This is a genomic window from Methylobacterium hispanicum, assembly GCF_022179285.1.
Classification (GTDB): Bacteria; Pseudomonadota; Alphaproteobacteria; order Rhizobiales; family Beijerinckiaceae; genus Methylobacterium; species Methylobacterium hispanicum.
Genome location: NZ_BPQO01000016.1, coordinates 121,648 through 145,936, shown reverse-complemented (window position 1 = coordinate 145,936; position 24,289 = coordinate 121,648). Strand labels below are relative to the sequence as shown.

Annotated in this window: 27 protein-coding genes and 1 pseudogene; 15 read left to right on the top strand and 13 right to left on the bottom strand. The window is 72.7% G+C overall.

The window, feature by feature from the left end; translation table 11 throughout:
- The 3 genes and pseudogenes from MFF56_RS18625 to MFF56_RS18615 form a co-directional block, all read left to right on the top strand.
- Positions 1-255: pseudogene (locus MFF56_RS18625) on the top strand (porin family protein); the annotation flags it as partial.
- Between the two features lie 271 nt (positions 256-526).
- Positions 527-778, top strand: a complete 252-nt coding sequence (locus tag MFF56_RS18620) for a hypothetical protein (protein ID WP_066921071.1) — start codon at positions 527-529, stop codon at positions 776-778.
- 623 nt (positions 779-1,401) lie between these two features.
- Positions 1,402-1,905 carry a YciE/YciF ferroxidase family protein gene (locus MFF56_RS18615; protein WP_066922794.1) on the top strand — a complete coding sequence of 168 codons (504 nt, stop codon included), beginning with the start codon at positions 1,402-1,404 and terminating at the stop codon, positions 1,903-1,905.
- Positions 1,906-1,934: 29 nt separating this feature from the next.
- On the opposite strand, the gene MFF56_RS18610 is transcribed toward MFF56_RS18615, so the two are convergent.
- Positions 1,935-2,483: a PAS domain-containing protein gene (locus MFF56_RS18610; protein ID WP_197430598.1), complete on the bottom strand. Its 549-nt coding sequence runs from the start codon at positions 2,481-2,483 to the stop codon at positions 1,935-1,937.
- Positions 2,484-2,804: 321 nt separating this feature from the next.
- Between MFF56_RS18610 and MFF56_RS18605 the strand changes: the two genes are divergently transcribed.
- Positions 2,805-3,290, top strand: a complete 486-nt coding sequence (locus tag MFF56_RS18605; RefSeq protein ID WP_238230556.1) for a Ros/MucR family transcriptional regulator — start codon at positions 2,805-2,807, stop codon at positions 3,288-3,290.
- Between the two features lie 9 nt (positions 3,291-3,299).
- Here the strand turns inward: MFF56_RS18605 and MFF56_RS18600 are convergent, their stop codons facing one another.
- The 4 genes from MFF56_RS18600 to MFF56_RS18585 all read right to left on the bottom strand — a co-directional run bounded on the left by MFF56_RS18600 (position 3,300) and on the right by MFF56_RS18585 (position 6,332).
- Positions 3,300-3,587 (bottom strand): MTH1187 family thiamine-binding protein, encoded by a 288-nt coding sequence (locus MFF56_RS18600; protein WP_066922236.1) that lies wholly within the window; start codon positions 3,585-3,587, stop codon positions 3,300-3,302.
- 74 nt (positions 3,588-3,661) lie between these two features.
- Entirely contained in the window at positions 3,662-3,967 is a 306-nt protein-coding gene (locus tag MFF56_RS18595) for a hypothetical protein (protein WP_066922234.1), read from the bottom strand.
- A 137-nt stretch (positions 3,968-4,104) separates the two neighbouring features.
- The gene (locus tag MFF56_RS18590; RefSeq protein ID WP_066922232.1) at positions 4,105-5,583 is read right to left on the bottom strand and encodes a protein adenylyltransferase SelO; all 1,479 of its coding nucleotides are present in this window, start codon (positions 5,581-5,583) and stop codon (positions 4,105-4,107) included.
- Between the two features lie 113 nt (positions 5,584-5,696).
- A complete protein-coding gene (locus MFF56_RS18585; RefSeq protein ID WP_238230555.1) occupies positions 5,697-6,332 on the bottom strand; it encodes an urease accessory protein UreE in 636 nt (211 codons plus the stop codon).
- Between the two features lie 269 nt (positions 6,333-6,601).
- Here MFF56_RS18585 and MFF56_RS18580 point away from each other — a divergent pair, with 269 nt between their 5' ends.
- The 4 genes from MFF56_RS18580 (at position 6,602) to MFF56_RS18565 (ending at position 9,280) form a co-directional block, all read left to right on the top strand.
- Positions 6,602-6,871, top strand: a complete 270-nt coding sequence (locus tag MFF56_RS18580; protein ID WP_066922238.1) for a YMGG-like glycine zipper-containing protein — start codon at positions 6,602-6,604, stop codon at positions 6,869-6,871.
- Between the two features lie 161 nt (positions 6,872-7,032).
- Positions 7,033-7,758, top strand: coding sequence for a TerB family tellurite resistance protein (locus MFF56_RS18575; protein ID WP_238230554.1), 726 nt, complete (start codon positions 7,033-7,035; stop codon positions 7,756-7,758).
- Positions 7,755-8,540 carry an N-acetylmuramoyl-L-alanine amidase gene (locus MFF56_RS18570; protein WP_066928152.1) on the top strand — a complete coding sequence of 262 codons (786 nt, stop codon included), beginning with the start codon at positions 7,755-7,757 and terminating at the stop codon, positions 8,538-8,540. The genes MFF56_RS18575 and MFF56_RS18570 overlap by 4 nt, the downstream gene beginning before the upstream one ends.
- Before the next feature lie 380 nt (positions 8,541-8,920).
- Positions 8,921-9,280, top strand: a complete 360-nt coding sequence (locus MFF56_RS18565; protein ID WP_066922667.1) for a DUF1476 domain-containing protein — start codon at positions 8,921-8,923, stop codon at positions 9,278-9,280.
- A gap of 9 nt (positions 9,281-9,289) precedes the next feature.
- On the opposite strand, the gene MFF56_RS18560 is transcribed toward MFF56_RS18565, so the two are convergent.
- Complete coding sequence (locus MFF56_RS18560) at positions 9,290-9,448, bottom strand: hypothetical protein (protein ID WP_197430594.1); 159 nt, start codon at positions 9,446-9,448, stop codon at positions 9,290-9,292.
- A 191-nt stretch (positions 9,449-9,639) separates the two neighbouring features.
- Between MFF56_RS18560 and MFF56_RS18555 the strand changes: the two genes are divergently transcribed.
- Together MFF56_RS18555 and MFF56_RS32135 are read left to right on the top strand one after the other, a co-directional pair.
- Positions 9,640-10,473, top strand: a complete 834-nt coding sequence (locus MFF56_RS18555) for an NAD(P)H-hydrate dehydratase (protein WP_238230553.1) — start codon at positions 9,640-9,642, stop codon at positions 10,471-10,473.
- Entirely contained in the window at positions 10,421-10,543 is a 123-nt protein-coding gene (locus MFF56_RS32135; RefSeq protein ID WP_280949079.1) for a hypothetical protein, read from the top strand. The genes MFF56_RS18555 and MFF56_RS32135 overlap by 53 nt, the downstream gene beginning before the upstream one ends.
- A gap of 9 nt (positions 10,544-10,552) precedes the next feature.
- On the opposite strand, the gene MFF56_RS18550 is transcribed toward MFF56_RS32135, so the two are convergent.
- Together MFF56_RS18550 and MFF56_RS18545 are read right to left on the bottom strand one after the other, a co-directional pair.
- Positions 10,553-11,293: a Crp/Fnr family transcriptional regulator gene (locus MFF56_RS18550; protein ID WP_066922669.1), complete on the bottom strand. Its 741-nt coding sequence runs from the start codon at positions 11,291-11,293 to the stop codon at positions 10,553-10,555.
- Between the two features lie 32 nt (positions 11,294-11,325).
- Positions 11,326-11,952 (bottom strand): metallophosphoesterase, encoded by a 627-nt coding sequence (locus tag MFF56_RS18545; protein WP_082773065.1) that lies wholly within the window; start codon positions 11,950-11,952, stop codon positions 11,326-11,328.
- Between the two features lie 264 nt (positions 11,953-12,216).
- On the opposite strand from MFF56_RS18545, the gene MFF56_RS18540 reads away from it, so the two are divergent.
- Complete coding sequence (locus MFF56_RS18540) at positions 12,217-15,009, top strand: ATP-binding protein (RefSeq protein WP_066922671.1); 2,793 nt, start codon at positions 12,217-12,219, stop codon at positions 15,007-15,009.
- A gap of 6 nt (positions 15,010-15,015) precedes the next feature.
- Positions 15,016-16,467: a DEAD/DEAH box helicase family protein gene (locus tag MFF56_RS18535; protein ID WP_238230552.1), complete on the top strand. Its 1,452-nt coding sequence runs from the start codon at positions 15,016-15,018 to the stop codon at positions 16,465-16,467.
- A 33-nt stretch (positions 16,468-16,500) separates the two neighbouring features.
- Here the strand turns inward: MFF56_RS18535 and MFF56_RS18530 are convergent, their stop codons facing one another.
- Together MFF56_RS18530 and MFF56_RS18525 are read right to left on the bottom strand one after the other, a co-directional pair.
- A complete protein-coding gene (locus MFF56_RS18530; RefSeq protein ID WP_197430596.1) occupies positions 16,501-16,662 on the bottom strand; it encodes a hypothetical protein in 162 nt (53 codons plus the stop codon).
- Between the two features lie 86 nt (positions 16,663-16,748).
- Positions 16,749-17,552: a class II glutamine amidotransferase gene (locus tag MFF56_RS18525; protein WP_066922762.1), complete on the bottom strand. Its 804-nt coding sequence runs from the start codon at positions 17,550-17,552 to the stop codon at positions 16,749-16,751.
- Positions 17,553-17,982: 430 nt separating this feature from the next.
- On the opposite strand from MFF56_RS18525, the gene MFF56_RS18520 reads away from it, so the two are divergent.
- On the top strand, positions 17,983-18,378 hold the full coding sequence (locus MFF56_RS18520; protein WP_066922760.1) for a response regulator: 396 nt from the start codon (positions 17,983-17,985) through the stop codon (positions 18,376-18,378).
- Positions 18,379-18,503: 125 nt separating this feature from the next.
- On the opposite strand, the gene MFF56_RS18515 is transcribed toward MFF56_RS18520, so the two are convergent.
- The 3 genes from MFF56_RS18515 to MFF56_RS18505 form a co-directional block, all read right to left on the bottom strand.
- Positions 18,504-20,267, bottom strand: a complete 1,764-nt coding sequence (locus MFF56_RS18515) for an ABC transporter ATP-binding protein (RefSeq protein WP_066922758.1) — start codon at positions 20,265-20,267, stop codon at positions 18,504-18,506.
- A gap of 215 nt (positions 20,268-20,482) precedes the next feature.
- Complete coding sequence (locus tag MFF56_RS18510; RefSeq protein WP_238230551.1) at positions 20,483-21,832, bottom strand: MFS transporter; 1,350 nt, start codon at positions 21,830-21,832, stop codon at positions 20,483-20,485.
- On the bottom strand, positions 21,829-22,518 hold the full coding sequence (locus MFF56_RS18505; RefSeq protein WP_373324126.1) for a PRC-barrel domain-containing protein: 690 nt from the start codon (positions 22,516-22,518) through the stop codon (positions 21,829-21,831). Before MFF56_RS18505 ends, MFF56_RS18510 begins: the two co-directional genes overlap by 4 nt.
- A 326-nt stretch (positions 22,519-22,844) precedes the next feature.
- Here MFF56_RS18505 and MFF56_RS18500 point away from each other — a divergent pair, with 326 nt between their 5' ends.
- Entirely contained in the window at positions 22,845-23,258 is a 414-nt protein-coding gene (locus MFF56_RS18500) for a hypothetical protein (RefSeq protein ID WP_066920232.1), read from the top strand.
- A 299-nt stretch (positions 23,259-23,557) separates the two neighbouring features.
- Positions 23,558-24,097, top strand: coding sequence for a GcrA family cell cycle regulator (locus MFF56_RS18495; RefSeq protein WP_066920230.1), 540 nt, complete (start codon positions 23,558-23,560; stop codon positions 24,095-24,097).
- Positions 24,098-24,289 lie beyond the last annotated feature (192 nt).

The window sequence follows — 24,289 nt, the reverse complement described above, 5'->3', positions numbered from 1 at the left end:
GAGTACGCCCTGCCCACCGACTCGTTCCTGAACTTCTTCCGCTCCTCGGCCGTGACGCTGAAGGTGGAAGGTCTCTACGTGAACCTCGACCAGGGCAACCGCAACAACGGCATCTTCGCCACCACCCCGGCCGGCGGCCTCGTCGGCATCGGCTCCCCGGGCGTCGCCCTCGTCTCCGGCGTCACCAACAGCCGCCGCGACACCGAGTTCGCCGTCGTCCGCGCCGGCGTCAACTACAAGTTCGGCTCGTACTAAGAGCCTCTCGCAGAACTCCCCCTGCGCCACCGCGCGCAGAGGGAGGACTCCCGGTGATCGGGAGTCGCGTGAGGTGCTCTGAGACCGCACGGACAGGTCCGGCGTCCCCAGCCCGATCGACTGGTCGCCAGGTCCCTGAGAGCCCCGGGAGGAAACTCCCGGGGCTTTCGCGTCGAACGGAGCGTTCGCCCGCGATCCCGCGCGCATTCGCAGATCTGCATTGCGCGCAATCGATTTCTCGATGCGGCAGCGATCGCGCTAGGGTGCTCGCATGTCTGGAGAGAACGGGCGCCGGCCGGGCCGCGCGGACGAGGCGAGCGAGATGGATGCGGCCGGCACGCCGCTGGAGCGGATCGCCGCTGCTCTGGGCTATCCCGCGACGATCTTCACGAGCGGTCTCGCCGTCGAGCCGCGACTCCGGGAGACCGCCGAGCTGCTGCGATTGTGGGCGAAGGTGCACGAGCCGGACGACGCGCAGCGCATCCTCGCCTTCGTCGCGGCGATCATCGCCGAGCAGGCGTAGGGGATCGGAGACGCCCGGCCGCGTAACGATGCCTGCTCCGGGACAGGCCGTCCCTGGAAGTCCGCCGAGGGACTGACCGCGGAACATTGCCGTCGATACAGGCGGGGCGCATCATACGGCTTGCCGGATCCGGGCGGCGGAGACTACAAGCTGCCACGGACGACGGGCCATAAAAAAGGCCACTCCCGAAGGAGCGGCCCGAAGTCTAGGGAGGAAACGCCCAAAAGAGGGCTGCGCGACCGCGACGCCATCGCGGCTGCGCGATATCCTTGTGCCACAGGCTCCCGCGCCGCACCATCGCATCGGCACGAGGTCGGGCATGTCCTGACCGCATGGTAACGTTTTCAGCGCGGCCTTGGAGCTTGATGCGGGACCGTGGAATCCGGTTTCCCGAAACCATCGTGCGAACACGATAGCCGAGAGCCCGCTGTCGTTTCCGTGAGAACGCAGCAGGCTCCAGCGGCTTCCTGCCCGCTTCGATTCGATTGACTTTGCGTTCCGTGATCCGGCGGCGCCTATCGCCCCTTGGATAGGAACTCCGACGCCTGCGGCGGCTTCCCCCGGGATGAGCCGCACCGCGGGCGAGGTCCGGGAGACCGCGCCCGCAGCCGGAGGAGGACGCCATGGGTCTGTTCACGAAGGACATCAAGTCGCTCGACGACCTGTTCGTGCATACGCTGCAGGACGTCTACTACGCCGAGAACCAGATCACGAAGGCGCTGCCGAAGATGATCGCCAAGGCGACCGATCCGCAGCTCAAGCAGGGTTTCGAGACGCATCTGCGCGAGACCGAGAACCAGATCAGGCGTCTGGAGCAGGTGTTCCAGATGCACGGGCATCAGCCGAAGGCGGTGGATTGTCCGGCCATCGACGGCATCATCAAGGAAGCGAACGAGACCGCGGGCGAGATCGCCGACGCCGAGGTGCTGGACGCCGCCCTGCTGGCGGCGGCGCAGGCGGTGGAGCACTACGAGATCACCCGGTACGGCAGCCTGATCGCCTGGGCGCGGCGCCTCGGGCGGGAGGATTGCGCGGGCGTCCTGCAGCAGACCCTGGACGAGGAGAAGGCCACCGACCGGGCCCTGACGGCGATGGCCGAGAGCAAGGTGAACCGTAAGGCCGCCTGAACCTCGGTGAGGGGGCGCCGGGTGGGGGCCTAATGGACCCGATCCGGCTTACCCGCCGGGCTTCCGCCTTCGGCGAGTTCAAGGCCGACCTGATAGAGAACCGTGCGCAGGGCCGTCAGGATGTGCTCGCCGCCGCTCCGGTCGAGGAGCGCGTGCGCCATGATCAGATGGTCGGCCGCGGCCTCCAGGCCGGATCGCGCGGCGGGATCGCCGAGCTGGTCCGGCAACGCGAACGATCCGATCGTTCCTCGTGCTCCCTCGTCCCCGGCCTCGGCGAACCGCGTGATCGAGCCGAGAAAGCCCAGGAAGCTTCGTCCGGGTGGTCCGAAGGACGGCACGGCGCCGCCGAGCACCCGGACAGGGCGCCCGTCGAGGCCCAGCAGGCGGTAGCGCACGCCGAACGGTTCCTGCCGCAGGATCGCCTCGGCGACGATGCCGCGCACGACGGCCCGATCCTCGGGATGCACGACGCGGACCCAGCCGTAATCGACCGCCTCCGCCAGCGTCTGGCCGGTCAGGACGGTCCATTCCGCGCCCAGATAGATCGCCTTCCCGGCAGCGTCCGTGACGAAGATCATGGCGATGTCCCGTCCAGCCTGTCGTGTCGAATCGCGGCGCCGGCCCTCGCGCGGATCCATGCCGCCGCACCGCGCGGGACGATCGGGCAGCCTGATCATGTAAGTTGGGCAGAAATTCGAGCGCGCCAGGCTATGTCCGGAGTCTCTCAGAAACAACCTAAAGTTTTACAGAAATGATTCCGAAGACCTCCGCATGTTCGTTCTTTCGTCTTTCTCGGAATTTTGAGAGGAAGATTGTGTGCAAAAGGAGACATTGGCACTTGATCCTGCCGCGATACTCACAAATCTAGCGCCCGTAGATATCGTAACCGGGTCGTGGCAATGGCAGAAGAAGCATCGGATTTGCGGTCCAACCTCGTCGAATCGGCTGTCGACATCGTATCGGCCTACGTGTCGAACAACTCCGTGCCGGCGGCCGAGCTGGGCGGGTTGATCGCGGGCGTGCACGCGGCCCTGCTGCGCCTGAGCGGGGCCGCCCCGGCGGCCGCCGAGGTCGAGGCGCCGGTCGAGAAGCCGAGCCCCGCCCAGATCCGCAAGTCGGTCACCGACGAGGGGCTGATCAGCTTCATCGACGGCAAGACCTACAAGACGCTCAAGCGCCACCTCACCACCCACGGCCTCGACCCGCGCGCCTACCGCCAGCGCTACGGCCTGCCCGACGACTACCCCATGGTCGCTCCCGCCTACGCCGCTCAGCGCTCGGCGCTGGCCAAGCAGATCGGCCTCGGACGTCCCGGCGCCCTCGCCGAGCGGGCGAAGCCCGCGGAGGCCCCGGCGGCGCCGGCCGGCCGCCGGCGGAAAGGCTGAGGCGCCGCCTCAGGAGACGGCGGCGAGCTTGTCGGCCATCGACTGCTCCTTGTCCCGGCGCGTCGAGAAGATCAGCGTGAAGAACGTGCGCTGCACGCCCATCTCGGCGAGCCGCGCCTCGCAGCGCTCGGCCAGCTCGCAGATGGCGCCGAGTTCGCCCTCGATGTTGGTGCCGTTGGGATGCATCGTCGCGTCGAGGCCGCTGGCCTCGATCAGCGCCTTGATCTCGCGCACGTAGGGCGAGACCGAGGGGCCCACGCCCATCGGCACGATGCAGAGATCCGCCGCAACCCTCATGGAACACTCCTCTCCGGCAAGGTCTTGCGGCGTCGCGGGGATGCGGGCCGCGGCCGCCGGCCGCGTCGCCCGCCTCAGCCCGCGCGCGCCGCCGCCCGCGCGGCGCCGGCGCTCAGGCTCGCGCGCGCCTGATCGAGGACGTCAGCGATCCGCGCGCCGACTTCCAGGGCGATCGCCGTCGAGTTCGCGCCCTCGGATTGCTGCGCGTCGATGCGGGCGATGGCGCCCGTGAGCAGGGTCTCGATCCCCGTGAGGAGCGTGCGTGCGGCCTCGGGGTCCATCTTCGCCATGGCGTCGGCCGTCGAGCAGCAGACCTCCTTCAGCATGAAGAAGCTCAGCCTCTCGACCGCGCGCCGATCCTCGTTCGAGAGTTCGGACATCCCGGGCTCCGATGGTTCGTCGGGGGGCGCCGTCGGCGGCCCGCATTGTCGTGGTCATCACCGACAGGTCGAACAGGCTTCGCTTGCGCCGGGCTGTGTTCGCGGCCGGATCCGCGATCTCGGGCCCTCGCGCGGCGTCACGTTCCGCAGAAGGTCCGGTAGCCGATCCCGCCGCCTTCCGGCGCCTCGCCGTACCGTGCCAGGCCCGGCTGATCCGTGTAGGGCCGGGCGAGCACGCCCAGCAGCTCCGCGAACGGCGCGAAGTCTCCCCGTTCGACCGCCGCCTCGATCACCGCTTCGACCCGGTGGTTGCGCGGGATGTAGGCCGGGTTGACCGCCCGCATCGCCGCCGCCGTCTCGGCCGGTCCGCGCGGCGCGCGGTCCAGGCGCTCGCGCCAGCGCGCGGCCCAGGCATCGTAGGCGGTCGGATCGACGAAGAGGTCGCGCACCGGTCCGTCCGCGGCCGGATCCGCGGCCGCGTCCGCGAGGCGCCGGAAGGTGAGGGTGAAGTCGGCCTGGTTCTCGGCCATGCGCCGCAGGAGGTCGCCGGCCAGTTCCGCGTCGCCCGCGCGCATCTCGGCGAGGCCGATCTTGCGCGCCAGCCCGCCATGATAGGCCGCCTCGAAGCGGGGCGCGAAACCGCCGAGCGCCGCCTCGGCCTCCTTCACCCCCGCCTCCTCGTCCGCGGCGAGCAGCGGCAGCAGCGCCTCGGCGAGCCGGGTCAGGTTCCAGAGGGCGATGCGCGGCTGGTTGCCGTAGGCGTAGCGCCCGTGCTGGTCGATCGAGCTGAACGTCGCGCGGGCGTCGTAGGCATCCAGAAAGGCGCAGGGGCCGTAATCGATCGTCTCGCCCGCCACCGACATGTTGTCGGTGTTCATCACCCCGTGGACGAAGCCGACCAGCAGCCAGCGCGCGACGAGCTCCGCCTGCCGGCCGATCACGCCCTCCAGCAGCGCGCGGTAGGGATTCCCGGCCGCGGCCGCCTCGGGATCGTGCCGCGCGATCACGTGGTCGGCGAGCGCCCGCAGGGCCTCGGTGTCGCCGCGCGCCGCGAAGAACTGGAAGGTGCCGACGCGGATATGGCTCGCGGCCACCCGGGTGAGCACCGCGCCCGGCAGCACGGTCTCGCGCACCACGCGCTCGCCCGTCCTGACAGCCGCGAGCGCCCGGGTGGTCGGGATGCCGAGCGCCGCCATGCTCTCGCTGACGAGGTACTCGCGCAGCACCGGCCCGAGCGCCGCCCGGCCGTCGGCGTGGCGGGAGAACGGGGTCGGGCCGGCTCCCTTGAGCTGGATGTCGCGCCGCCGCCCCGCCCGGTCGATGACCTCGCCGAGCAGGATGGCCCGCCCGTCGCCGAGCTGCGGCACGAAGTTTCCGAACTGATGGCCCGCATAGGCCGCGGAGAGCGGCTCGGTCCCCTCCGGCAGGCGGTTGCCCGCGAGCATCGCGAGGCCCTCCGGGCCGCCGAGCCAGCCGGGGTCGAGCCCCAGCTCCAGAGCGAGGTCGCGGTTGAGCGTGATCAGGCTCGGTTCCGCGACCGGGGTCGGCGCGAGCCGCCGGAAGAAGCGGTCGGGCAGGCGGGCGTAGCTGTTGTCGAAGGGGAGCGGGGCCGACATGGGGCTGGCTGGTCCTCTCGGGTCCTCTCGGGGGTCCTCAGGACCAATGGGGACGCGGGCCCCGGGTTCAAGGCGCCGCCGCGAGGCCGGCGGCGCGGAGGGGGCCGGCGCGCTCAGTGCCCGTGCCGGCAACCGGGACCGTGCACATGGTGGCCGTGCTCGTGGCCGTGCTCGTGGCCGTGCTCGTGGCCGTGCTCGTGGCCGTGATCGTGGTCGTGCCCGTGTCCATGGTCGTGTCCATGATCGTGCGAATGGGCGTGGTCGTGCTCGTGATGAGCGTGCGCGTGCTGATGGCCGTGGTCGTGCCCGCAGGTGCTGTGGTCGTGGGCCTCCCGCTCCGGGCGGAAGGCGCGCGAGACCGCGGCGGCGGCGCAGCCCTGGCCCCGGATCAGCTCGGCATTCGCCGGCGTGTCGGGCACGTAGAGCCTGTCCGCCGCGACCTCGGTGGCCACGTGGTTCCCGCCGAGCTGCCAGGCGAGGCGCATCAGGCGGGCCGGGTTCTCGGCCCGCACCTCCAGCAGCGCCTCGGGCGCGGCGCGCACGGCCACGAGGCGCCCGTCCTCCAGCCGCAGGGCGTCGCCGTCCTCGATCGTGGCCGACCTCGCCAGGGCGAGGTCGAAGGCGAGCCCGCCCTGGGCGTGCAGATGTCCGCTCGCCCGGCCGCGGGCGGCATGGTCGAGCACGACCGTGTCGACGACGGCATCCGGCCGCACGGCGGGCTTGCGCACCAGGGTCGTGGCTCTCTGCATGGGGTCCTCGGAAGGGGCTCGAAGGATCGCGTCGGTCCGCGCGGGGACGCGCGGTCCTCCGCATGTCGGAACGCGGACGGCCGAAGGGAAGCCGTGCGGGCGCCGCCCGCGCGACCTGAGCCCTGGCTCGTCCGGAAGCTTATGCCGGGCGGAACCTCGGGCCGGGCGGAACCTTGGCCGTTCGGTTCGCGTTCAAGGACCATAACGGCTAAGCTCGCTCCGCACCATCGTCGCGGCGGAACGCCGGACCGCACAAGGGAGACCCCATGATGAAGAAGCTCGTTGCCGCGGCGCTCGCCGGCACCCTGGCCCTCTCGCTCGGCGCCTGCAACACGCCGCAGGATCGCGCGCTCGGCGGCGGCGTCCTGGGCGCGGGCCTCGGCGCGGCGGTCGGCGGTCTCGCCACGGGCCGGGCCGGCGGCGCGCTCGCGGGCGCGGCGATCGGCGGCGCCGGCGGCGCCATCGCGGGTGCCGCCACCGCGCCCCGCTGCCCCTACGGCACCTACCGCGACGCCTACGGCGACGTGTACTGCCGCTGAGCGAGCCTGATCGACCCTGCGCGGGCCGCATGGTCGGGGGCCGGAGCGTCGACGCTCCGGCCCTTTTCCGTTGGGGCGCGAGCCGCTATCGCATGCGGCCCCCTCGCCCGCGCAGCCCCGACGATGCCCTCCCCTTCCCGCCTCTCCCGGACGCCGCCGCGATGACCTCGGGTCTCTGGGGCAAGATCGGCGGCGCCGGCATCGGCATGGCGGTCGGCGGCCCGCTCGGGGCGCTCGCGGGCAGCGTCGCCGGGCATTACCTGTTCGATCGCGAGGGTGCGCCTTTCGGCCGCACGCCGCGCGAGGTGGTGTTCACGACGGGACTTGTGGCGCTCGCCGCCAAGATGGCGAAGTCCGACGGCGTGGTGGTCCCCTCCGAAATCGAGGCCTTCGGCCGGGTGGTGCGGGTCGAGGCGGCCGAGCGCGCCGGGGTCGAGCGGCTCTTCGACCTCGCCAAGACGACCACGGCCGGCTTCGAGGCCTATGCGGGCCAGCTCGCCGCGACCTTCCGGGACGAGCCGGCGCTCTTGGAGGACGTGCTCGACGGCCTCTTCCACATCGCGACCGCCGACGGCGCGATCCACGAGGGCGAGGAGCGCTACCTGCGCGCGGTCGCCGCGATCTTCGGCCTGGAGGAGGCCGGTTTCCGGCGCATCGCCGCCCGCCATGTCCGGCTCGCCGACGACCCCTATCTCGTGCTGGGCCTGGAGCACGCCGCCGACGACGCGGCCGTGAAGGCGCAGCACCGCCGGCTCGTGGCGGAGAACCACCCGGATCGCGCCATCGCCCGCGGCCTCCCGCCCGAGGCGATCGCCATCGCGACGAGGCGGCTCGCGGCGATCAACGCGGCCTACGACCGGATCGCGGCCGAGCGGGGCCTCCGGTGACGCCCGACAGCCCGGTTGCGCGGCGCGTCCTGCCCTCGCCGAACCACGGCGAGCGCCGCGGCGGAGGGCCCGACGGCGCGGCCGTCCCACGGCCCGACATGCTGATCCTGCACTACACCGGCATGGAGAGCGCGCAGGCCGCCGTCGCCCGGCTGCGCGATCCGCGCGCCGAGGTCTCGGCGCATTACCTCGTGTTCGAGGATGGTGCCGTCGCCCAGATGGTTCCGGAGGCCCGCCGCGCCTGGCACGCTGGCGCCGCCGCCTGGAAGGGCGAGCGCGACGTCAACTCCCGCTCGCTCGGCATCGAGATCGTCCATCCCGGGCATGTCGGCGGCCTGCCGCCCTACCCGGAGGCGCAGGTGGCGGCGGTGACCGCGCTGGCGCGCGACCTCTGTGCGCGCTGGGCCATCCCGCCCGAGCGGGTGCTCGCCCATTCCGACGTCGCGCCCGAGCGCAAGGAGGATCCGGGCGAGGTCTTTCCCTGGGCCCGGCTCGCGGCCGAGGGCGTGGGGCACTTCGTGCCGCCCGTGCCGATCCGGGACGGGCGCTTCTTCGCCCGGGGCGATGCCGGCCAGCCGATCGAGGCCCTGCAGGCGATGCTCGGCCTCTACGGCTACGACCAGCCGGTGACGGGCGTGTTCGACGCCCGCACGCAAGCGGTCGTCGCCGCCTTCCAGCGGCATTTCCGCCCCGCCCGCGTGGACGGCGTCGCCGACGCCTCGACCATCACGACGCTGCGCGACCTGATCGCCGCCCTGCCGGGCCAGGGCGATCGCATATGACGGGGGTCGTCTCCGAGATCGCCACTGGAACCGCCCCGCGCCCCCTCTCCCATAGGGAGAGGGTTGGGGTGAGGGGTATGACCTTTCAGAGCTGAGCACGCCATCGACGCGCGTTCAGCACCGCGTTTATCCGAAAGCCTCATACCCCTCACCCTGTCCCTCTCCCTACATGAGAGGGGACCCGCGCCTGACCGGGGTTAGGCCCGCTCGGCATATGCGATCGCCCTGCCTGCCGGGCGGAGCGAGGGAAGGCCGCGGCTCGGGGGCTCCGCCGGGGACCGGCCTCTATCATATGACGTTGTCGCCGCCCGCGCCCGGGGCGCAACCTGACCCCCGACCGGACGCGCGGCGCGCGGACCCGGGATCAGGGAGCCAGACGCATGTTGAAGGCGTTCGAGGACCGCGAGCGCGCGGCGGAATACCTGTTCGCACGGACCGAGGAGGCGCGCTTCGCGGCGCATTGCGGGGGCATTCGCGCGCTCGCGATCTTCGCGATGGCCAAGCTCGGCGTGGACGGCCGCACGGCCGAGGCCTACGCGCGGGTGCTCATCGCGGCGATGATCGAGGGGCAGCACGACGAGGACTTGATCGAGCGCGTCCAGGCGGACCTGCGCGCCAACGGCATCGACGTTCCCGCGGGCGAACTGCGGGGCGTGATGCTGCGCGCCACGGCGGCCCAGGACGGACCGCCGCCGGAGGCGACGCCCGAGGCCGCGTCCCGTTCCGCCGCGCCGCGCTGAGCGGTTCGCTCAGGCCCGCTGACGCACCAGGCGGGTGAGACCCGAACAGGCGATCAGACAGCCGATCCCCATCAGGCAGAGGCAGCCGAGGATCGGGCCCGGCCGCCCGCCGGCCAGCACGATGGCGGCGACCAGCGGGGCCAGGAGGACGACGAGCAGCAGCGTCATGGTTTACTCCGGCTGAACGGGACGCAGACTAGCCGGGAAAGTGTTAACCCTGTGTCTCCGCCGCTTCCATCGCCGGGCGCGCGCCACGAGGCGATTCCAGGGGACGAATCCAGGGGACGATTCCGCCCGGGGCGGGTTCTCGTGAGGCGGGCCGGGGGAAGGCTTCGGCCGGCCCTCGGAGGATCCCTGGCGTGGATGCGTGCATTCCGGTCACCCCGCACCTGCTGCGCGAACGCGGCCTGCCGCCGCCGGAGGCCGACAGCAAGGATGCGCGCGGGCGCGTCCTCGTGGTGGCCGGATGCCTCGAGGTTCCGGGCGCGATCCTGCTCAGCGCGGAGGCGGCCCTGCGGGCGGGCGCCGGCAAGGTCCGGATCGCGACCTGCCGGGACCTCGCGGTGCCGGTGGGGCTCGCCATGCCGGAGGCGCGCGTGCTCGCCCTGCCCCAGTCGCCGGATGGACGCGTCTCGGCGGAGGCCGCCGGCGTGGTGATCGAACAGGCGCGGGCCTGCGACGCGGCGCTGATCGGACCCGGCATGATGGACGATGGCGAGACCTCCGGTCTCGTGCGCGCGCTGCTCGCCGATCCGCCCGCAGGGGCCCTCGTGCTGGATGCGGGCGCGATGGCGGCGCTCGCCGGGGATCCGGCGCGGACGCACCGGCTGGAGCGGCCCGCGGTGATCACGCCGCACGCGGGCGAGATGGCGCGGCTGCTCGGTGTCGAGCGGAGCGCGATCGAGGCCGATCCGCTGGCGGCGGCGCGGGAGGCGGCGGCCCGCTTCCGGACCGTCACGGTGATGAAGGGCGCCCAAACCCACATCGTCGTGCCGGACGGCGAAGCCTACCTGCACGTGGCGGGTCATGCCGGCCTCGCCACCGCGGGCTCGGGCGACGTCCTCGCGGGCCTGATCGCGGGCCTGCTGGCGCGGGGGACGGGCCCCGGCGAGGCGGCGCTCTGGGGCGTCTACCTGCACGGTGCGGCGGGACGACGGCTCGGCCTCCGGCGGCGTCGGCTTCCTGGCGCGTGAGATCCCGGCCGTCGTGCCGCCGATCATCGCCGAGATCCTGGCCGAGATCCTGGCCGAGATCCCGGCCTGATTGGCCGCCTCAGCCGACGGCGAGCTCGGGTCGGGCCTTGGCCTTGAGCGTGGCGTCCCGCAGGGGCTCGGCGAGGCGCTCGAGCGCTTCCGGGTCGTGGATGGCGACGACGCGGTTGCGGATGCTGACGAGCCCGTCCTCGCGCAGGCGCCGCAGCACCCGATTGACGTGGACGGAGGTGAGGCCGAGCACGTTGCCGAGCTGGTCCTGGGTCAGCGGCATGCCGTATTCGAGGCTCCGGGACGTGCCCTGGGCGGGCCCCAGGCGGAGGCTGAACTCGAGGAGCACGTGGGCGATGCGCTCCTCGGCACTGCCCTGGCCGAGGCTGACGACCCAGTTGTGCAGCCGGCGCTCCTCCTCGACGATCTGCCACGTGCAGCGCAGGGCGATCTCGGGATCGGTCTGGAAGGCCTCGCGCAGCCGCTGCTGCTCCAGCCGCTCGACCGTCACGTCGGAGAGGGCGACCACCGCGTCCGGATGGGCCGCGACGAAGGCGCTCTTGATGGCGAAGAGGTCGCCGGGCAGGAACACCATCAGGTACTGCGCGCGCCCGTCCGGCAGCGCGCGCACGCGGCCGGCCCAGCCGGTGCGCAGGCGATAGACGAAGCCGTGCTCCGTTCCCTGCTCGACGATCGTCCCGCCGGCCGGGAAGGCGCGCGGGTTCGGCGCGGTCAGCGCGTCGAGCTTGCGGTCGCCGCCGGCGAGCGGCGCGGTGAGTTCTGGCCTGTGCAGGCGGTTGGCGTTCAGCATTCGGCTCGTCGATCGGTTCGGAGCGTCCGTCCTCAATCTGCAGCGCGGCCCGCGGTTTCCAAGCCCGCCGGGTGATCCGATCCCGCATCCGGCCGGCTGACGGCGCGCGCGGCGTCCCGGGCGAGTTCCTCCGGCAGGAGCGTCGCCGCCTCCTGGCGGGCGATGATCGCCGGCAGCGCGACCGGACGGTAGTCCCAGGCGTCGACGCCCACGTCGCAGGAGCGGCGCGTGTCCGCGAGCGTGCCGTGGGTGTGGCCGTAGAGGTGGCGCGTGCCCCGCCACAGGCCCGGCCAGGCCCGGTGGGCGTAGTGGGCCAGGAACAGGCGGCAGAGGCCGCCCGCCCCGTCAGGCAAGGTTATGCGCGCGCTCTCGACCGGCGGGTCCGCCCAGGCGAGGGCGAGCACCCGCTTGCTGTCGTGGTTGCCCCTGACCAGCCGCTTCACCCCGTTGAGCCGCTCGAACACGGCGGCGCAATAGGCCCGGTCCGCGTGGGCTGCGAAATCGCCGACGTGCCAGACCGAGTCCTCGGGCGCCACCGTCTCGTTCCAGCGCGCGATCAGGGCCGCGTCGTGCGCCTCGATCGTCGCGAAGCGCGCGCCGCGCTGGCGCAGGATGTGGGCATCCCCGAAATGGGTGTCGGCGGTGAAGAAGACGCGCATGCCGTCCGGCCGGGCCTCGTGCTCGCAAGGGTCGGCCGAAGATGGCGCGGGCCGGCGCGCGGGCCAGGATCGAGGATCGAGATCGCGACATCTTTCCCAGATCTGGATTTCCTCCTCCGTGCGGTCGTCCTTTCGATACACCAGCACGCAAAGCTCCGGCTCCCGGCGCGGTATTAAGGCTCGATTCATGATTTGCTCCGCACGACGGGCGCCCGGCGCGGGCGCGCGCCGCGTCGGCGGCGGGCAGCGGAAGGGGCGGGCGAGATGACGGTTCCTGTCGCGGCCGACGAAGCCCGGCGCCTCGCCGCGCTGGAGGCTCTGGGCGACCTCGGCGGCGAGGCGGCGCTCCATCTTGAGGCGATCTGCCGGACGGCCGCGAGCCTGTTCGACGTCTCGATCGCGGTCGTGCCGCTGGTCGAGAGGACGGAGCTGCGCCCCGCCGCCGCCTGTGGGACCGACACGAACCCGATGCCGCGGGAGGGCGCCTTCTGCGCCCACACCATCCAGTCCGACGATCCCCTGGTGGTCGAGGACACCCTGCGCGATCCGCGCTTCGTCGACAGTCCCCTGGTGGTCGGCCCGGCCGCGATCCGCTTCTACGCCGGCGCGCCGCTCATCGTCGCGCCGGGGCTTCGCGTCGGCACCCTCTGCGTGCTCGACACGCGGCCGCGCGGCTTCACGGAGGCGCAGCGCCGCCAGTTGCAGGATCTGGCCGGCATCGTGGTGGGCCAGCTGCGCCTGCACGAGGCCAACATCCGCCAGCAGCAGGAGATCGCGGCCCGCGAGGCGAGCGAGGCCCGCTATCGCGCGCTCGCCGACGCGCTGCCCCAGCTGATCTGGATCTTCTCCGTCGAGACGGGCGAGAACGCCTACGTCAACCAGCAGTTCGAGCGCTATTACGGGCCGATCGGCCCCACCCGCGCCGCGCGCCTCGCCAACAACCATCCGGACGACGCGGAGCGGATGAGCCGGGCTTGGCGGACCGCGATCCGGACCCGCAGCCCCTACCAGATCGAGGGGCGCCTGCGCCGCCACGACGGGGTCTACCGCTGGCACCGGCTCGTGATGATCCCGATCCGCCAGCGCGGCGAGATGGTGGCGATGCTGGGCACCGCGCTCGACATCGACGACATCATCACGGCCCGGCGCAAGCTCGCCGAGACCGGCAAGCTCCTCCAACTCGCGCAGGATTCGGCCGGCGCCGGCACCTGGGACTTCGATCTCGCTTCCCAGCGGATCACGTGGTCGGCCGAGAGCGCGAAGCTCCACGGGATCGACGCCCCCCACGGATACACCCTGAGCACCGACGCGTGGCTCGCGATGGTCGAGCGCGCGGACGGCGAGGCGGCGCTCGCCGCGGCGGCGGCCGCCGCCGAGCAGCACACCAGCTTCTCGATCGAGTTCCGGGTGACGGCTCCCGACGGCGGCGTCCGCTGGATCCACGGCACCGGCCGGGCCCTGTACGACGCGGACGGCAGGCCGCAGCGGGTGATCGGCCTCAACATCGACGTCACGGCCCGCAAGGCGGCCGAGGCGGCCCTGGTGCGCGCCAAGGCCGCGGCCGAGGCCGCGCAGGGCGAGGCCGAGCGGGCGAGCGCCGCCAAGAGCGACTTCCTCGCCACGATGAGCCACGAGATCCGCACGCCCCTCAACGGCGTGCTGGGCTACGCCGACCTCCTGGTCGACGAGCTGGAGCCCGGCACGGTGGCCCGGCTCCATGCCGAGCGCATCCGCGGCGCCGGCGCGAGCCTGCTCACCGTCGTCAACGACGTGCTCGACTTCTCGAAGATCGAGGCCGGGCAGGTCGAGCTTGCCGCCGAGCCCTTCTCACTCGGCGAGGTCACCGACCAGGCCGTCGCGATCATGCGGGCGGGGGCCGAGCAGAAGGGGCTCCGCCTCGCCGTCACGGTCGAACCCGGCCTGCCGGAGCGCGTCGTCGGCGATCCGGACCGGCTCCGTCAGGTCCTGCTCAACCTCCTGAACAACGCCGTGAAGTTCACGGCGGCCGGCAGCGTGACCCTGAGCGTGGCGCGCGCGGACGGCCTCGCGGGCGGGCCGCACCTGCGCTTCGCCGTGCGCGATACCGGCATCGGCATCCCGGCGGAGAAGCACGGGTCCCTGTTCAAGCGCTTCTCGCAGATGGACGGGACGATCCAGCGCGAATACGGCGGCACCGGGCTCGGGCTCGCCATCTCGAAGCAGCTCGTCGAGCTGATGGGCGGTGCGATCGGGCTTGAGAGCGCGGCCGGCCAGGGTTCGACCTTCTGGTTCCGCCTGCCGCTGCCCGTGGCCGAACCGTGCGAGCCGGTCCGCGCCCAGGCGGAGCATGCACAGTCCCGGCGCGCGCGGCGCCTCCTTCTCGTCGAGGACGTGGCACTCAACCGGGAGCTGGCGCTCGCCGTACTGCGCGATGCCGGCCACCGGGTCGATGCCGTGTCGAGCGGTCCCGAGGCGATCGCGGCGGTCCAGGCTGAGACCTACGACCTCGTCCTGATGGACGTGCAGATGCCCGGCATGGACGGGCTCGCGGCGACGCGGGCGATCCGCGCGCTCGCCCAGCCGTGCGCCGCGGTGCCGATCGTTGCCATGACGGCGAGCGTCCTGCCGCAGCAGGTGGTCGCGTTCCGCGAGGCCGGCATGAACGACCATATCGGCAAGCCCTTCAAGCGCGCGGCCCTCTACGCGATGATCGACCGTTGGACCCCCCGGGACCTGCCCGCGCCGGCCGTGACCGGAACCCTCGATCTCGGCACCTATCGCGAGGTCGCCGCCGTGGTCGGGCCCGAGCGCATGCGCCAGCTCCTCGCCACCCTCGCCAAGGAACTCACCGAGCGGTTCGGGACCGAGGGCGCCCTGCCCGACCGCGAGCAGCTCGCCCACGACGCCCACGCGATGATCTCCGCGAGCGGCGTGCTGGGCTTCACGGAGTTCGCCGTGCTCTGCCGCGAGGTCGAGCTGGCCTGCGAGGAGCGTCGCAGCTACGCGGCGATCCTCGCCCGCCTGCACGTCATGCGCCGGGCGGTGATCGACGAGATCGCGCAGCTGCGCGCGGCCTGAGGCGGCGTGGCGACCCCGCGCCCCGCCGCGTCCTCGCGGCCCGCGGCCGTGCCGGCAGCCGGCCCGCTCGTGCCCCGTCCGCATCAGGCGGAGGCGGCCCGCGCCATCCTGGCGGCCCGGGCGGCCGGGCGGCCCGGCTTCCTGCTCGGCGACATGACCGGCCTCGGCAAGACCCTCTCGGTCTGGGCGGCGCTCGCGGCGATGCCGGAGGCGTCCGTGCTCGTGGTCTGCCCCAAGGGAGCGATGCCGCAATGGCGCCGCACGATCCGCGATGCGGGGCTGGCGCCCAAGGAGGTGACGCTCGTGAACTACGAGCGCACCAAGGCGCTGATGGCGCCCCCGGAGGCGATCCGCCGCCGCTCGACCCGGGCGCGGAACAACGCGCTCGCCAAGCACGGCAGCCTGAAGCGGGCCTGGCCGCTGGTGGTGTTCGACGAGAGCCACAGGCTCCGCAACCCCTACGCCCAGCAGACCCTGGTCTGCCGCCAGCTCGCGGACGCCGCGACGTTCACGGTCTACATGAGCGCGACCGCCGGACAGGCGCCGCACGAACTCGGCTATCTCGGGCGCCTGCTCGGCCACGCGGTCGGCAGCCCGACCGAGACGCTCGCCGATTTCCGCGCCCTGATGCAGCGGCTCGGCATCGGGCGCGCCAAGGGGCGCTGGGTGAACTGGTCGTGGAGCGCCAACGCCCGCGACTGCGCGGTGATGGCCGACCTGCTCTACACGGGCGCCGACGCGATCGGCCTGCGCCGCCGCCCGGCCGACATCGCGGGCTGGCCTGAGGTGCAGCGGGAGCTGGCCCCGACCGCTCTGAAGCCCGACGAGCGCCGCCTCTACGACGCGACCTGGCGGGAATTTCGCCGGGAGTTCGGCTTGGCCGGCGGCAGCACCCGCCGGCCCGCCGGCTGGGCCGCCGACCTGCGCTTCCGTCAGAAGGCGAGCCTGCTGCGGGTCGCCGGTACCAGTGACTTCGCCGAGATCCTTCTGGAGGCCGGCGAGCAGGTCGCACTCTCGGTGGCTTTCCTCGAGACCGGCGCGGCGCTCGCCGAGACCCTGCGCGGGCGCGGCTGGCGGGTCGACGCGATCGACGGCACGCGCACGAGCGAGGCTAACGAGGCCGCCCGCCTCGCCTTCCAGACGGGCGCGCTCGATGCCGTCGTCTTCACGGTCACCGAATCGATCTCGCTGCACCGGAACGAGCTGCCGGGCGGCGAGCGGACCCGCGCGCTCGTCGTCCACGACATGCGCCACAGCGCGATCCAGCTCGCCCAGATCGAGGGCCGCTGCCACCGCGACGGCGAGGCCGCGGTGATCCACTACGCCTACGCGGAGGATACCGTGGAGGAGGCGATCGCCGCGACCGTGCTGCGCCGCATGGCGGCGATGGACGCGATGGCGGGCGAGGATGCGGGCCTGCTCGAGGCGATCGCGGACTGCATCGCCCGGGCGGACTAGCGCGGCAGCATCGGGCGTCCGCGGACGGACGCCTCAGCCCCCCGCGAGGCGCACCAGCAGCAGCATGACCACCGCTCCGGCGACGGCCAGTCCCAGCAGCGTGACGCTGGAGAGCTGATCGACCTCGTTGACGTCCTCGCCGACGCGGTGGGTGGGGGCGTTGGCCGCGGTCCGGCCGTACTCGGTCTGCTGCATGGGGTTCCTCTGTCTCCGGCCGGGGGAACGCGCCGCCGCCGCGTCCGTTCACGCTGCCGGGTGCGGCGCTTGGCCCGCGCGCCGGATCAGGCCGCCACGCGTGCCCGCGCCGCCGACGCGCCGAGTTCGGGGCCCTGCACCGTGACCGGTCCGCCGCGGCGCGCTCGCAGGGTCCCGCCCTTCGGCACCACGGTCCAGCCCTCGCGGCAGCCGTCGATCGGCTCGGAGACCACCACCAGCCCGGTCTCGGTCTCGCGGTAGTACAGGCTCGGCGGGCGCCCGTCGCAGGCCCAGCGATAGGCCGTCAGGGTCTCGCCGTCCGTGAGGAGCGCGGTGAAGCGCAGGGGCTCGCAGACGCCCGCGCCCTGCATCAGGCCGCGCACCTGGGCCAGCGTCTCCGCCATCGCGCCGACGGGGTCGTCGGCCAGCCCGTTGGCGAGCGCCAGCAGGAAGATCGCCTCGGAATCCGTGCTGCCGCGGCGGCGGTCGTAGAGCGCGTCCGGGATCAGCGCCTCCAGGCGCCGCTTGATCCGGTGATAGCCGCCGATCTGGCCATTGTGCATGAACAGGTAGGGGCCGTGCGCGAAGGGGTGGCAGTTCGCCCGCGCGGTGGCGGTGCCGGTGGCGGCGCGCACATGGGCGAAGAAGGTCCGGGCGCGGACCTGCCCGCAGAGGTTCACGAGGTTCTCGTCCGACCAGGCCGGGGAGATGTCCCGGTAGACGCCGGGTTCGGCCCGCTCGCCGTACCAGCCGATGCCGAAGCCGTCCCCGTTGGTCTCGGTCTTCCCCTCGTCGGCGTGCAGCGACTGGTGCACCAGGGAATGCGCGGGCGCGCAGACCAGCTCGGACAGGAAGACCGGCTCACCGCTGTAGGCGAGAAAGCGGCACATGGCTGACGCACACCCCCAATTCGCGCGATCCGTGATGGAGCACGCCGTTCGCGCCCACCGCGTGACGCGGGTGCGGCGCAATCGAGACGCCCATTCGGCCCGCGGCTCCGTTCCGAGCCCATCCGACACGCAAGGGGCGTACCGTCACGGCACCCGCCGTCATGGAACGGTCATTTACGGCCTGACAGGGTGAACAGGTTCTTAACGCGGCGCAACAGGTGCCGGCCTGGTGCGTTGCCGGCACAGCGGGCAACCCGCACGCACGGTCGAACGCGCCGATCAGTCCCGCCTCCGGCGCATCGGCCGCGCACGACTCTTGTTCCTGCGTTCCAGGCGGCGCACCATCGCCGAATCGGGGAATCAGCGGCCCAGCAACGAGGCCGCACCGTGGAGGCTACCGACAGGCATCTCGAAGATCGAAGGAGACCCCATGGGTCAAGCACTGCCAGACTGTCCCGTCGCCCTCGTGGTGGAGGACGACGACGCGGTCCGCAACCTCGCCGCCGCGGTCCTGGAGGAGACCGACCTCGACGTCATCGCGTGCGCGAGCGCGGAGGACGCGATCTCCATCCTGGAGCGCAGCGACGTCAACGTCGCCCTGCTCTTCGCCGACGTCCGCCTGCCGGGCGCGATGGATGGCATCTCGCTCGCCCGCACGGTCGAGGACCGCTGGCCGGATGTCCGGGTCGTCGTGACGTCGGGCGAGGATGCGCGCGGCGACGCTCGGATGCCCAAGGAGGCGGTCTTCATCCAGAAGCCCTGGGGCGCCCTCGACGTGCTGGTGCAGGCCGAGCACGCGACGCTGGCTGCTGCGCGGGCGGCCTGAGCCGAGGGCGACCGCCCCGGTCCGGCTTCCCCGCCGTCATCCCAGGTTCGCCTTCGGCGCCCTGGGATGACGGCGGCAAGGATGGCCCGCACTGCCCCCGACGGACAGCGCGCCGACGCGCCGGCTCAGGCCGCGGCCTGGGCCAGCGACATCGATTCCTTCTTGATCAACTCGCGGTAGAAGCCGTCGAGATGCGTGAGCTTCTCGGGCGAGCCGTCCTGGATGATCCGGCCGCCCTCCAGCACGACGATCCGGTCGAAGTCCTTCAGCGTCGAGAGGCGGTGGGCGATCGCGATCACGGTGCGGCCCTCCATCAGGTTGGCGAGCGCGTGGCGGATCGCCTCCTCGGACTCGGCGTCGAGCGCGGAGGTCGCCTCGTCGAGGAGCAGGATCGGCGAGTTCTTCAGGATGGCGCGCGCGATGGCGATGCGCTGGCGCTGGCCCCCCGAGAGCTTCACGCCGCGGTCGCCCACGATCGTGTCGAAGCCCTCCGGCAGGGCCTTGATGAAGTCGGTGCAGTGCGCGGCCTCGGCCGCCTTCCAGACCTCCTCGTCGGTCGCGTCGGGCCGGCCGTAGCGGATGTTCTCGCGCAGGGAGCGGTGGAACATCGACACGTCCTGCGGCACCACCGTGATCGCCTCGCGCAGCGATTCCTGGGTCACGCGGTCGATGTTCTGGTCGTTGATCAGGATCTGCCCGCCCTTCACGTCGTAGAAGCGCTGGATCAGCGAGAACAGGGTCGACTTGCCCCCGCCCGACTTGCCGACGAGGCCGACCTTCTGGCCCGGCTCGATGCCGAGGTCGAAATCCGTGAAGACCGAGCGGCCGTCCGGGTAATCGAAGGCGACGTGGTTGAAGGTGATCCGGGCTCCCTGTCCGGTGAGCGCCTTGGCTTCCGGGTGATCGACGAGATCGTGCGGCTGCAGCAGGGTGTGCAGGGCCTCGGACAGGCGGGCGGTGTGCTGGGTGGCATCGACCAGGGCGACCGCGAGGTCGCGGGTCGCGGCCAGGATGCGGATGCCGAGCGTGCAGACCAGCACGACCTGGCCGTTCGTGGCCTGGCCGATCTGCCACATCGAGATCGCCCAGTAGAGCAGGCCGAAGATCGCCAGCACGGTGAGCACCGCGTGCACGATGCGCAGCTTCTCGAGATAGAGCAGCGACGAGCGGCGCGCGCTCATCTCGGTCTTGATCGTGCCCTCGAAGCGGATTCCCTCGCGCTTGAAGGCCGAGAAGGCGCGCACGAGCGGCATGTTGCCGACGAGATCGACCATCTCGCCGTCCACGCTCGCGGCCTTGGCGGCGAAGTCGTGGTGCAGCGGCTTGCCGGCGGACGCCATCTTGAACATCAGCACGACGACGGAGGCGAAGACCGCGGCGAGCACCGCCGCCATCGTGACGTTGACGGTGCTGATGTAGATCAGTGAGCCCACGGCCGCGACGCAGGGCGGCATCACGTTGAACACGAACATGTTCTCGACCGTGAAGATCGCGTTCGAGGTCGCCGTGATGCGGGACGCCAGCGTGCCCGGCTGCCGGTCGGAGAAGAAGGTCGGCGAGTGGCCGGTCATGTGCCGGAACAGGTCGCGGCGGATGTCGCCGGTCACCCCCACGAACGTGAAGGCGCCTACCAGCGCGGCCACGCGCCAGAGCAGGTTGTCGGCGGCGATGAAGGCGATGAGGACGGCGAGCGCCCCCCAGACGAGGTTGGCCTCCGGCCCCTTGCCGAGCGCGTCGACCACGCCCTTCAGCGCGTAATCCGTGCTTACCGAGAAGCCGACGGCGCCCAGCACCGAGACCAGGATCACCAGATGCGGCAGCCAGCGGCGCCGGAGGTAGCGCCCCACGAAGGCGAACGGCCTGTCGGCGTATTGGCAGAGGTCTTCCATCGCGATGAGATCTCGATTTCGAACGACGCTGATGCGCGGCGGACAGGGTGTTGCGGTGCGGATGATCACGGGCGAGGGCGGGCCGGCACGAGGCGGCAACGCGACAGCGTTACCATATGTTGCACGCGGCCGCGGCGAGCAGGCCCCCTACCCCGTTTTAACCGCGGAATCTGAACGGCGCTTGACCGATATGCGATTCCGGTGCCGCGCCGCGCTCACGCCGGCTCCGGACCGCGCCGGGTCTCCGGCATGGCGAGGGAGACGAGCAGGAAGGCGGCCAGCCCGACGACGGCGAGGCCCAGGAACGCGGTCTGGCTGCCGAGCCGGTCGGCCATGACGCCGGCCAGCGACGTGGACAGCGCCGCGCCGATGCCCATGGCGGTGCCGACCGCCCCGAGGGCGAGGTTGAACCGTCCGGTGCCGCGGGTGAGGTCCGAGACGACGAGCGGCACCATCACGCCGAGCACCGAGGCCGAGACGCCGTCGAGGACCTGGATCGCGACCAGCAGGTAGGGGTCGGTGGTGTAGGCGAAGAGCAGGCCGCGCACGGGCAGGGCCGCGAAGCCGACGAGCAGCACCGGATAGCGCCCGTAGCGCTCGGCGGCGCGCCCGACCGCCGGCGCGCAGACCGCCAGCACAGCCTGCGGGACCATGATGCAGGCGGCGACCAGCGCGGTCGCGGTCTCGCTGGCGCGCAGCGTCAGGGCGCTGCCGACGAGCGGCAGCATCGCGGCGTTGGCCAGGAAGAACAGCGTCATGCAGGCCGCGAAGGCGAGGAGCCCGCGGTTGGTGAGCAGCGCGCGCAGGCCGCCGCTCTCGGCGGGCGCCGCGGCACCTTGCGTGCGCACGTTCGCGTCGATCTCGTCGGCGCGGATGAAGGAGAGCGCGATGATCGTCGGCAGGACCAGCGCGGCGGTGAGGTAGAAGACGGCGCCGTTCGACAGGTAGTAGCCGCAGGCGCCCATCACGGCGGCCGCGCAGGCGTTGCCCATCGCCTGGAAGCTGGCGTTGCGGCCGAGGCGCTCGCCCGCGCGGGCATGGCCGACGAGGCCGATGCTGATCGCCGCGATGGCGGGGGTGAGGATGCAGCTCGCCGCCGAGTGCGCCGCCATGGCCAGCAGCACGATGAGGAAGCTCGGCCAGACCACGAGGGCGAGCGCGCTCGCCGAGATCGCCACCACCGAGACGCCGGCCGCGAAGCGCTTGGAGCGCACCGCGTCCACGAAGGCGCCGCCGGGCACCTGCCCCAACAGGCTGACGAGGCTGCCGACCGTGAGGGCGAAGCCGATGTCGGACTGCGTCCACTGCGCCTGCGAGAAGTAGACGGCGAGGAAGGGGCCGAAGCCCGTCTGGAGGTTCGCGACGAAGAACGCGAAGGCATCGAGTCCGCGCCGGCTTCCGCGGGAGACCGCGCCGGGTGCGGGGGCGGGCTCCGGCATCGCGGACGGCGCCGGCTCGGCCGCGGCGTCCTTGAGGCGGACGGCTCGCGCACGGACCTCGTGGCGCGGCGCCTCGCGCTCGCGGTGGGGGATCACCCGTCGGTTCTTCGTCCGGACCGCCGTCACTTATCGGGCGCCTTCTCGGGCGCTGAGGGCGGCGTCTGGACGGCGGGCGCCGGCGCGGGCTGCGCCGCGGCGGAGGGCTGGGTTTGCGATTGCGGCTGCGGTTGGGCTGCCGGCTCGCCCTCGGCGGTGGCGGGACTGGCGGGGCCGAGCACCACGATCGGCTCGCCGGCCTTGTACTCGGGCGAGACGCGGACCTGGTTGCGGCTCAGCTGGAGCGAGATGCGGCCCGGCTTGCCGTCGGTGTTGAAGCGCAGCGCCCGCCAGTCGACGGCGATCTTGCGCGAGCCGACGCCGAGGAAGCCGCCGAAATCGATGATCGCGGCGCGGGGCCGGCCGTCCTTGTCGATGACGACGTCGATGATCCGGCCGAACTCGTCGCCGTTGGCGCCGCGCACGCCCTTGCCGAGCAGGCTCTCGTAGTCCTGCGTGTCGAGCACGGTGGCGGGGGTGCCCTGCTGCTGGGCCTGGGGCTGGGGGCCGGTCGGAGCCGGCACGGCCGGCGGGTTCTGCGCCGCGGGCGCCATCGGCGCTGCCGGCGGCGGGGTGGCGGGCGCCTGTGCCCCGGGCGCCTGTGAGCCGGGCGCCTGCGTGGCCGGTCCCTCGCCGCCGGGGGGCGTCTGCGCCGCGGCGACGGCCGCCCAGAGGGTGATCGTGGCGGTCGCGATCATCCGGTCGAGTCTGAACACGCGGAGGCCTCGGAGTCTCGGGGTCGTTCGGGTTGCCGGCACAACCGCGGCCGTTCCGGCGGGTTCCGGTCCGCCGGCGGTCTCGCTCTGCACGCCGACCAAGGCGAAGTTATGGATCGGCCGCCCGGCGCGGGGAGGACGCGGTCCCGGCGCGGTCCGGACGCAGGATCCGGGCCCGGCCGCAACGCCGGGCATCAAAATGCGCAGGACGATGGCGACAGATGTCCCAGGATGTCTTGGTTTTCGCGCAATCTCGGTCATAGACAGGCCGAAGCAACGATGCGGCCGCGACGACCTCGGTGCGGCCGTGATCCCGAGGATCTGCCATGTCACCGTCGCCCGTTTCCCAGGCGCAGCCGTCCCGTCTCACGCCGACGCGCGCCGCGCTGCTGGCGGCCTGCCTCGCCGCGCTCGGGGGCTGCCAGGCGCTCAGCGGCAGCGGCGGCGTGATGCCGGCCGGCGATGTCGGCCCGCCGCCCTCGCTCCGCAGCAGCCTGCCGAACCGGCCGGTGCGCAGCGCCAACATCGACGAGGATGGCCGTCCGCTCCAGACCGCGCCGACCCGCTCCCTCGACCTGCCCAAGAACGCGCGCGGCGAGGCGCGCGCCTCCGCGCAGGCGGAGCGGCGCATCCGCCGCGAGGACATCGAGGGCGGCAACGCCGCGGGCGGATCCGGCTCCGGCTCGGTCGGTCCCGCCCTGACGCCGGGCGGCGGCGTCGGCGTCGGCGGCCGCTTCTAGGGCTCCGGCCCGTCCTCCGGCCGCGGCCCGGCCATTGCCGGTGGACAGCCTCCGGAACCGGCCGCGGGCCCCGTTTCGCAACCCTTGCCTCCGCCGCGAGCCCTCTTGTAGGGTTCGGTGGTCGGCGCAGGCGAGCCGCCTTCGCCGACCATGACCACCGGCGTGCGTAGAGGTTTTCCGCACCGGTTCCGCGGGCCCGCTCGGGGCGTGCGGGCCGGAAGACGCGGCCCTTCGCGCGCTCACCCATGCCGACCGTCCCTACGGGCGGCACGCATGCGCGCAGGGCTGGGAGGGGGACGATGGAAGCGGGCCTGAGCTGGACCGATGAGCGCGTGGCGCTGCTTCGCCGCCTCTGGGAGGACGGACAGAGCGCGAGCAAGATCGCGGCCCAGCTCGGCGGCGTCACCCGCAACGCCGTGATCGGCAAGGTGCACCGGCTCGGCCTCGCCGGACGGGCCAAGCCCGGCGAGGAGGCGCAGAGCGCCGCCCGCGCGGCGCGCCCGCCCGTCGCCGAGATCGAGACCGCGATCGCCGTGGTGGAGGCCGAGGCGCCCGAGCCCGTCGCCATCGTGTCGCATCGCCCCGCGCCGGACTTCCCGCTGCCCCTGCCCACACCCGCCGCGGCCCCTGTGGCGCTCGCCGTCTCGCAGCGCGTCACGATCATGGACCTGCGGGACTCGATGTGCCGCTGGCCGCTCGGCGATCCGACCACGCCCGATTTCCGCTTCTGCGGCGCGCGCTCGATCACCGGCCTGCCCTACTGCACGCACCACGCCGAGATCGCCTACCAGCCCGCCGCCGAGCGCAAGCGCGAGCGCCGGGTCGCGGGCTTTCGCTGAGGCGGGGCGGCCCGGGATCGCGCGCGGCTCTCCCCGGCCCCGCGCCGGCCCCGCCACGCCCGGGCCGGGACCGCTCGACGGCCGGCGAAACGGCCCATCCTCCGCGGTTCTGATCCGGCCCGTCGGCGACGCGTCCGCCGATCGGGGCGCCTTGTCGCGGGGATTGTCTGGGCGCCGACCGGCCACACCTCC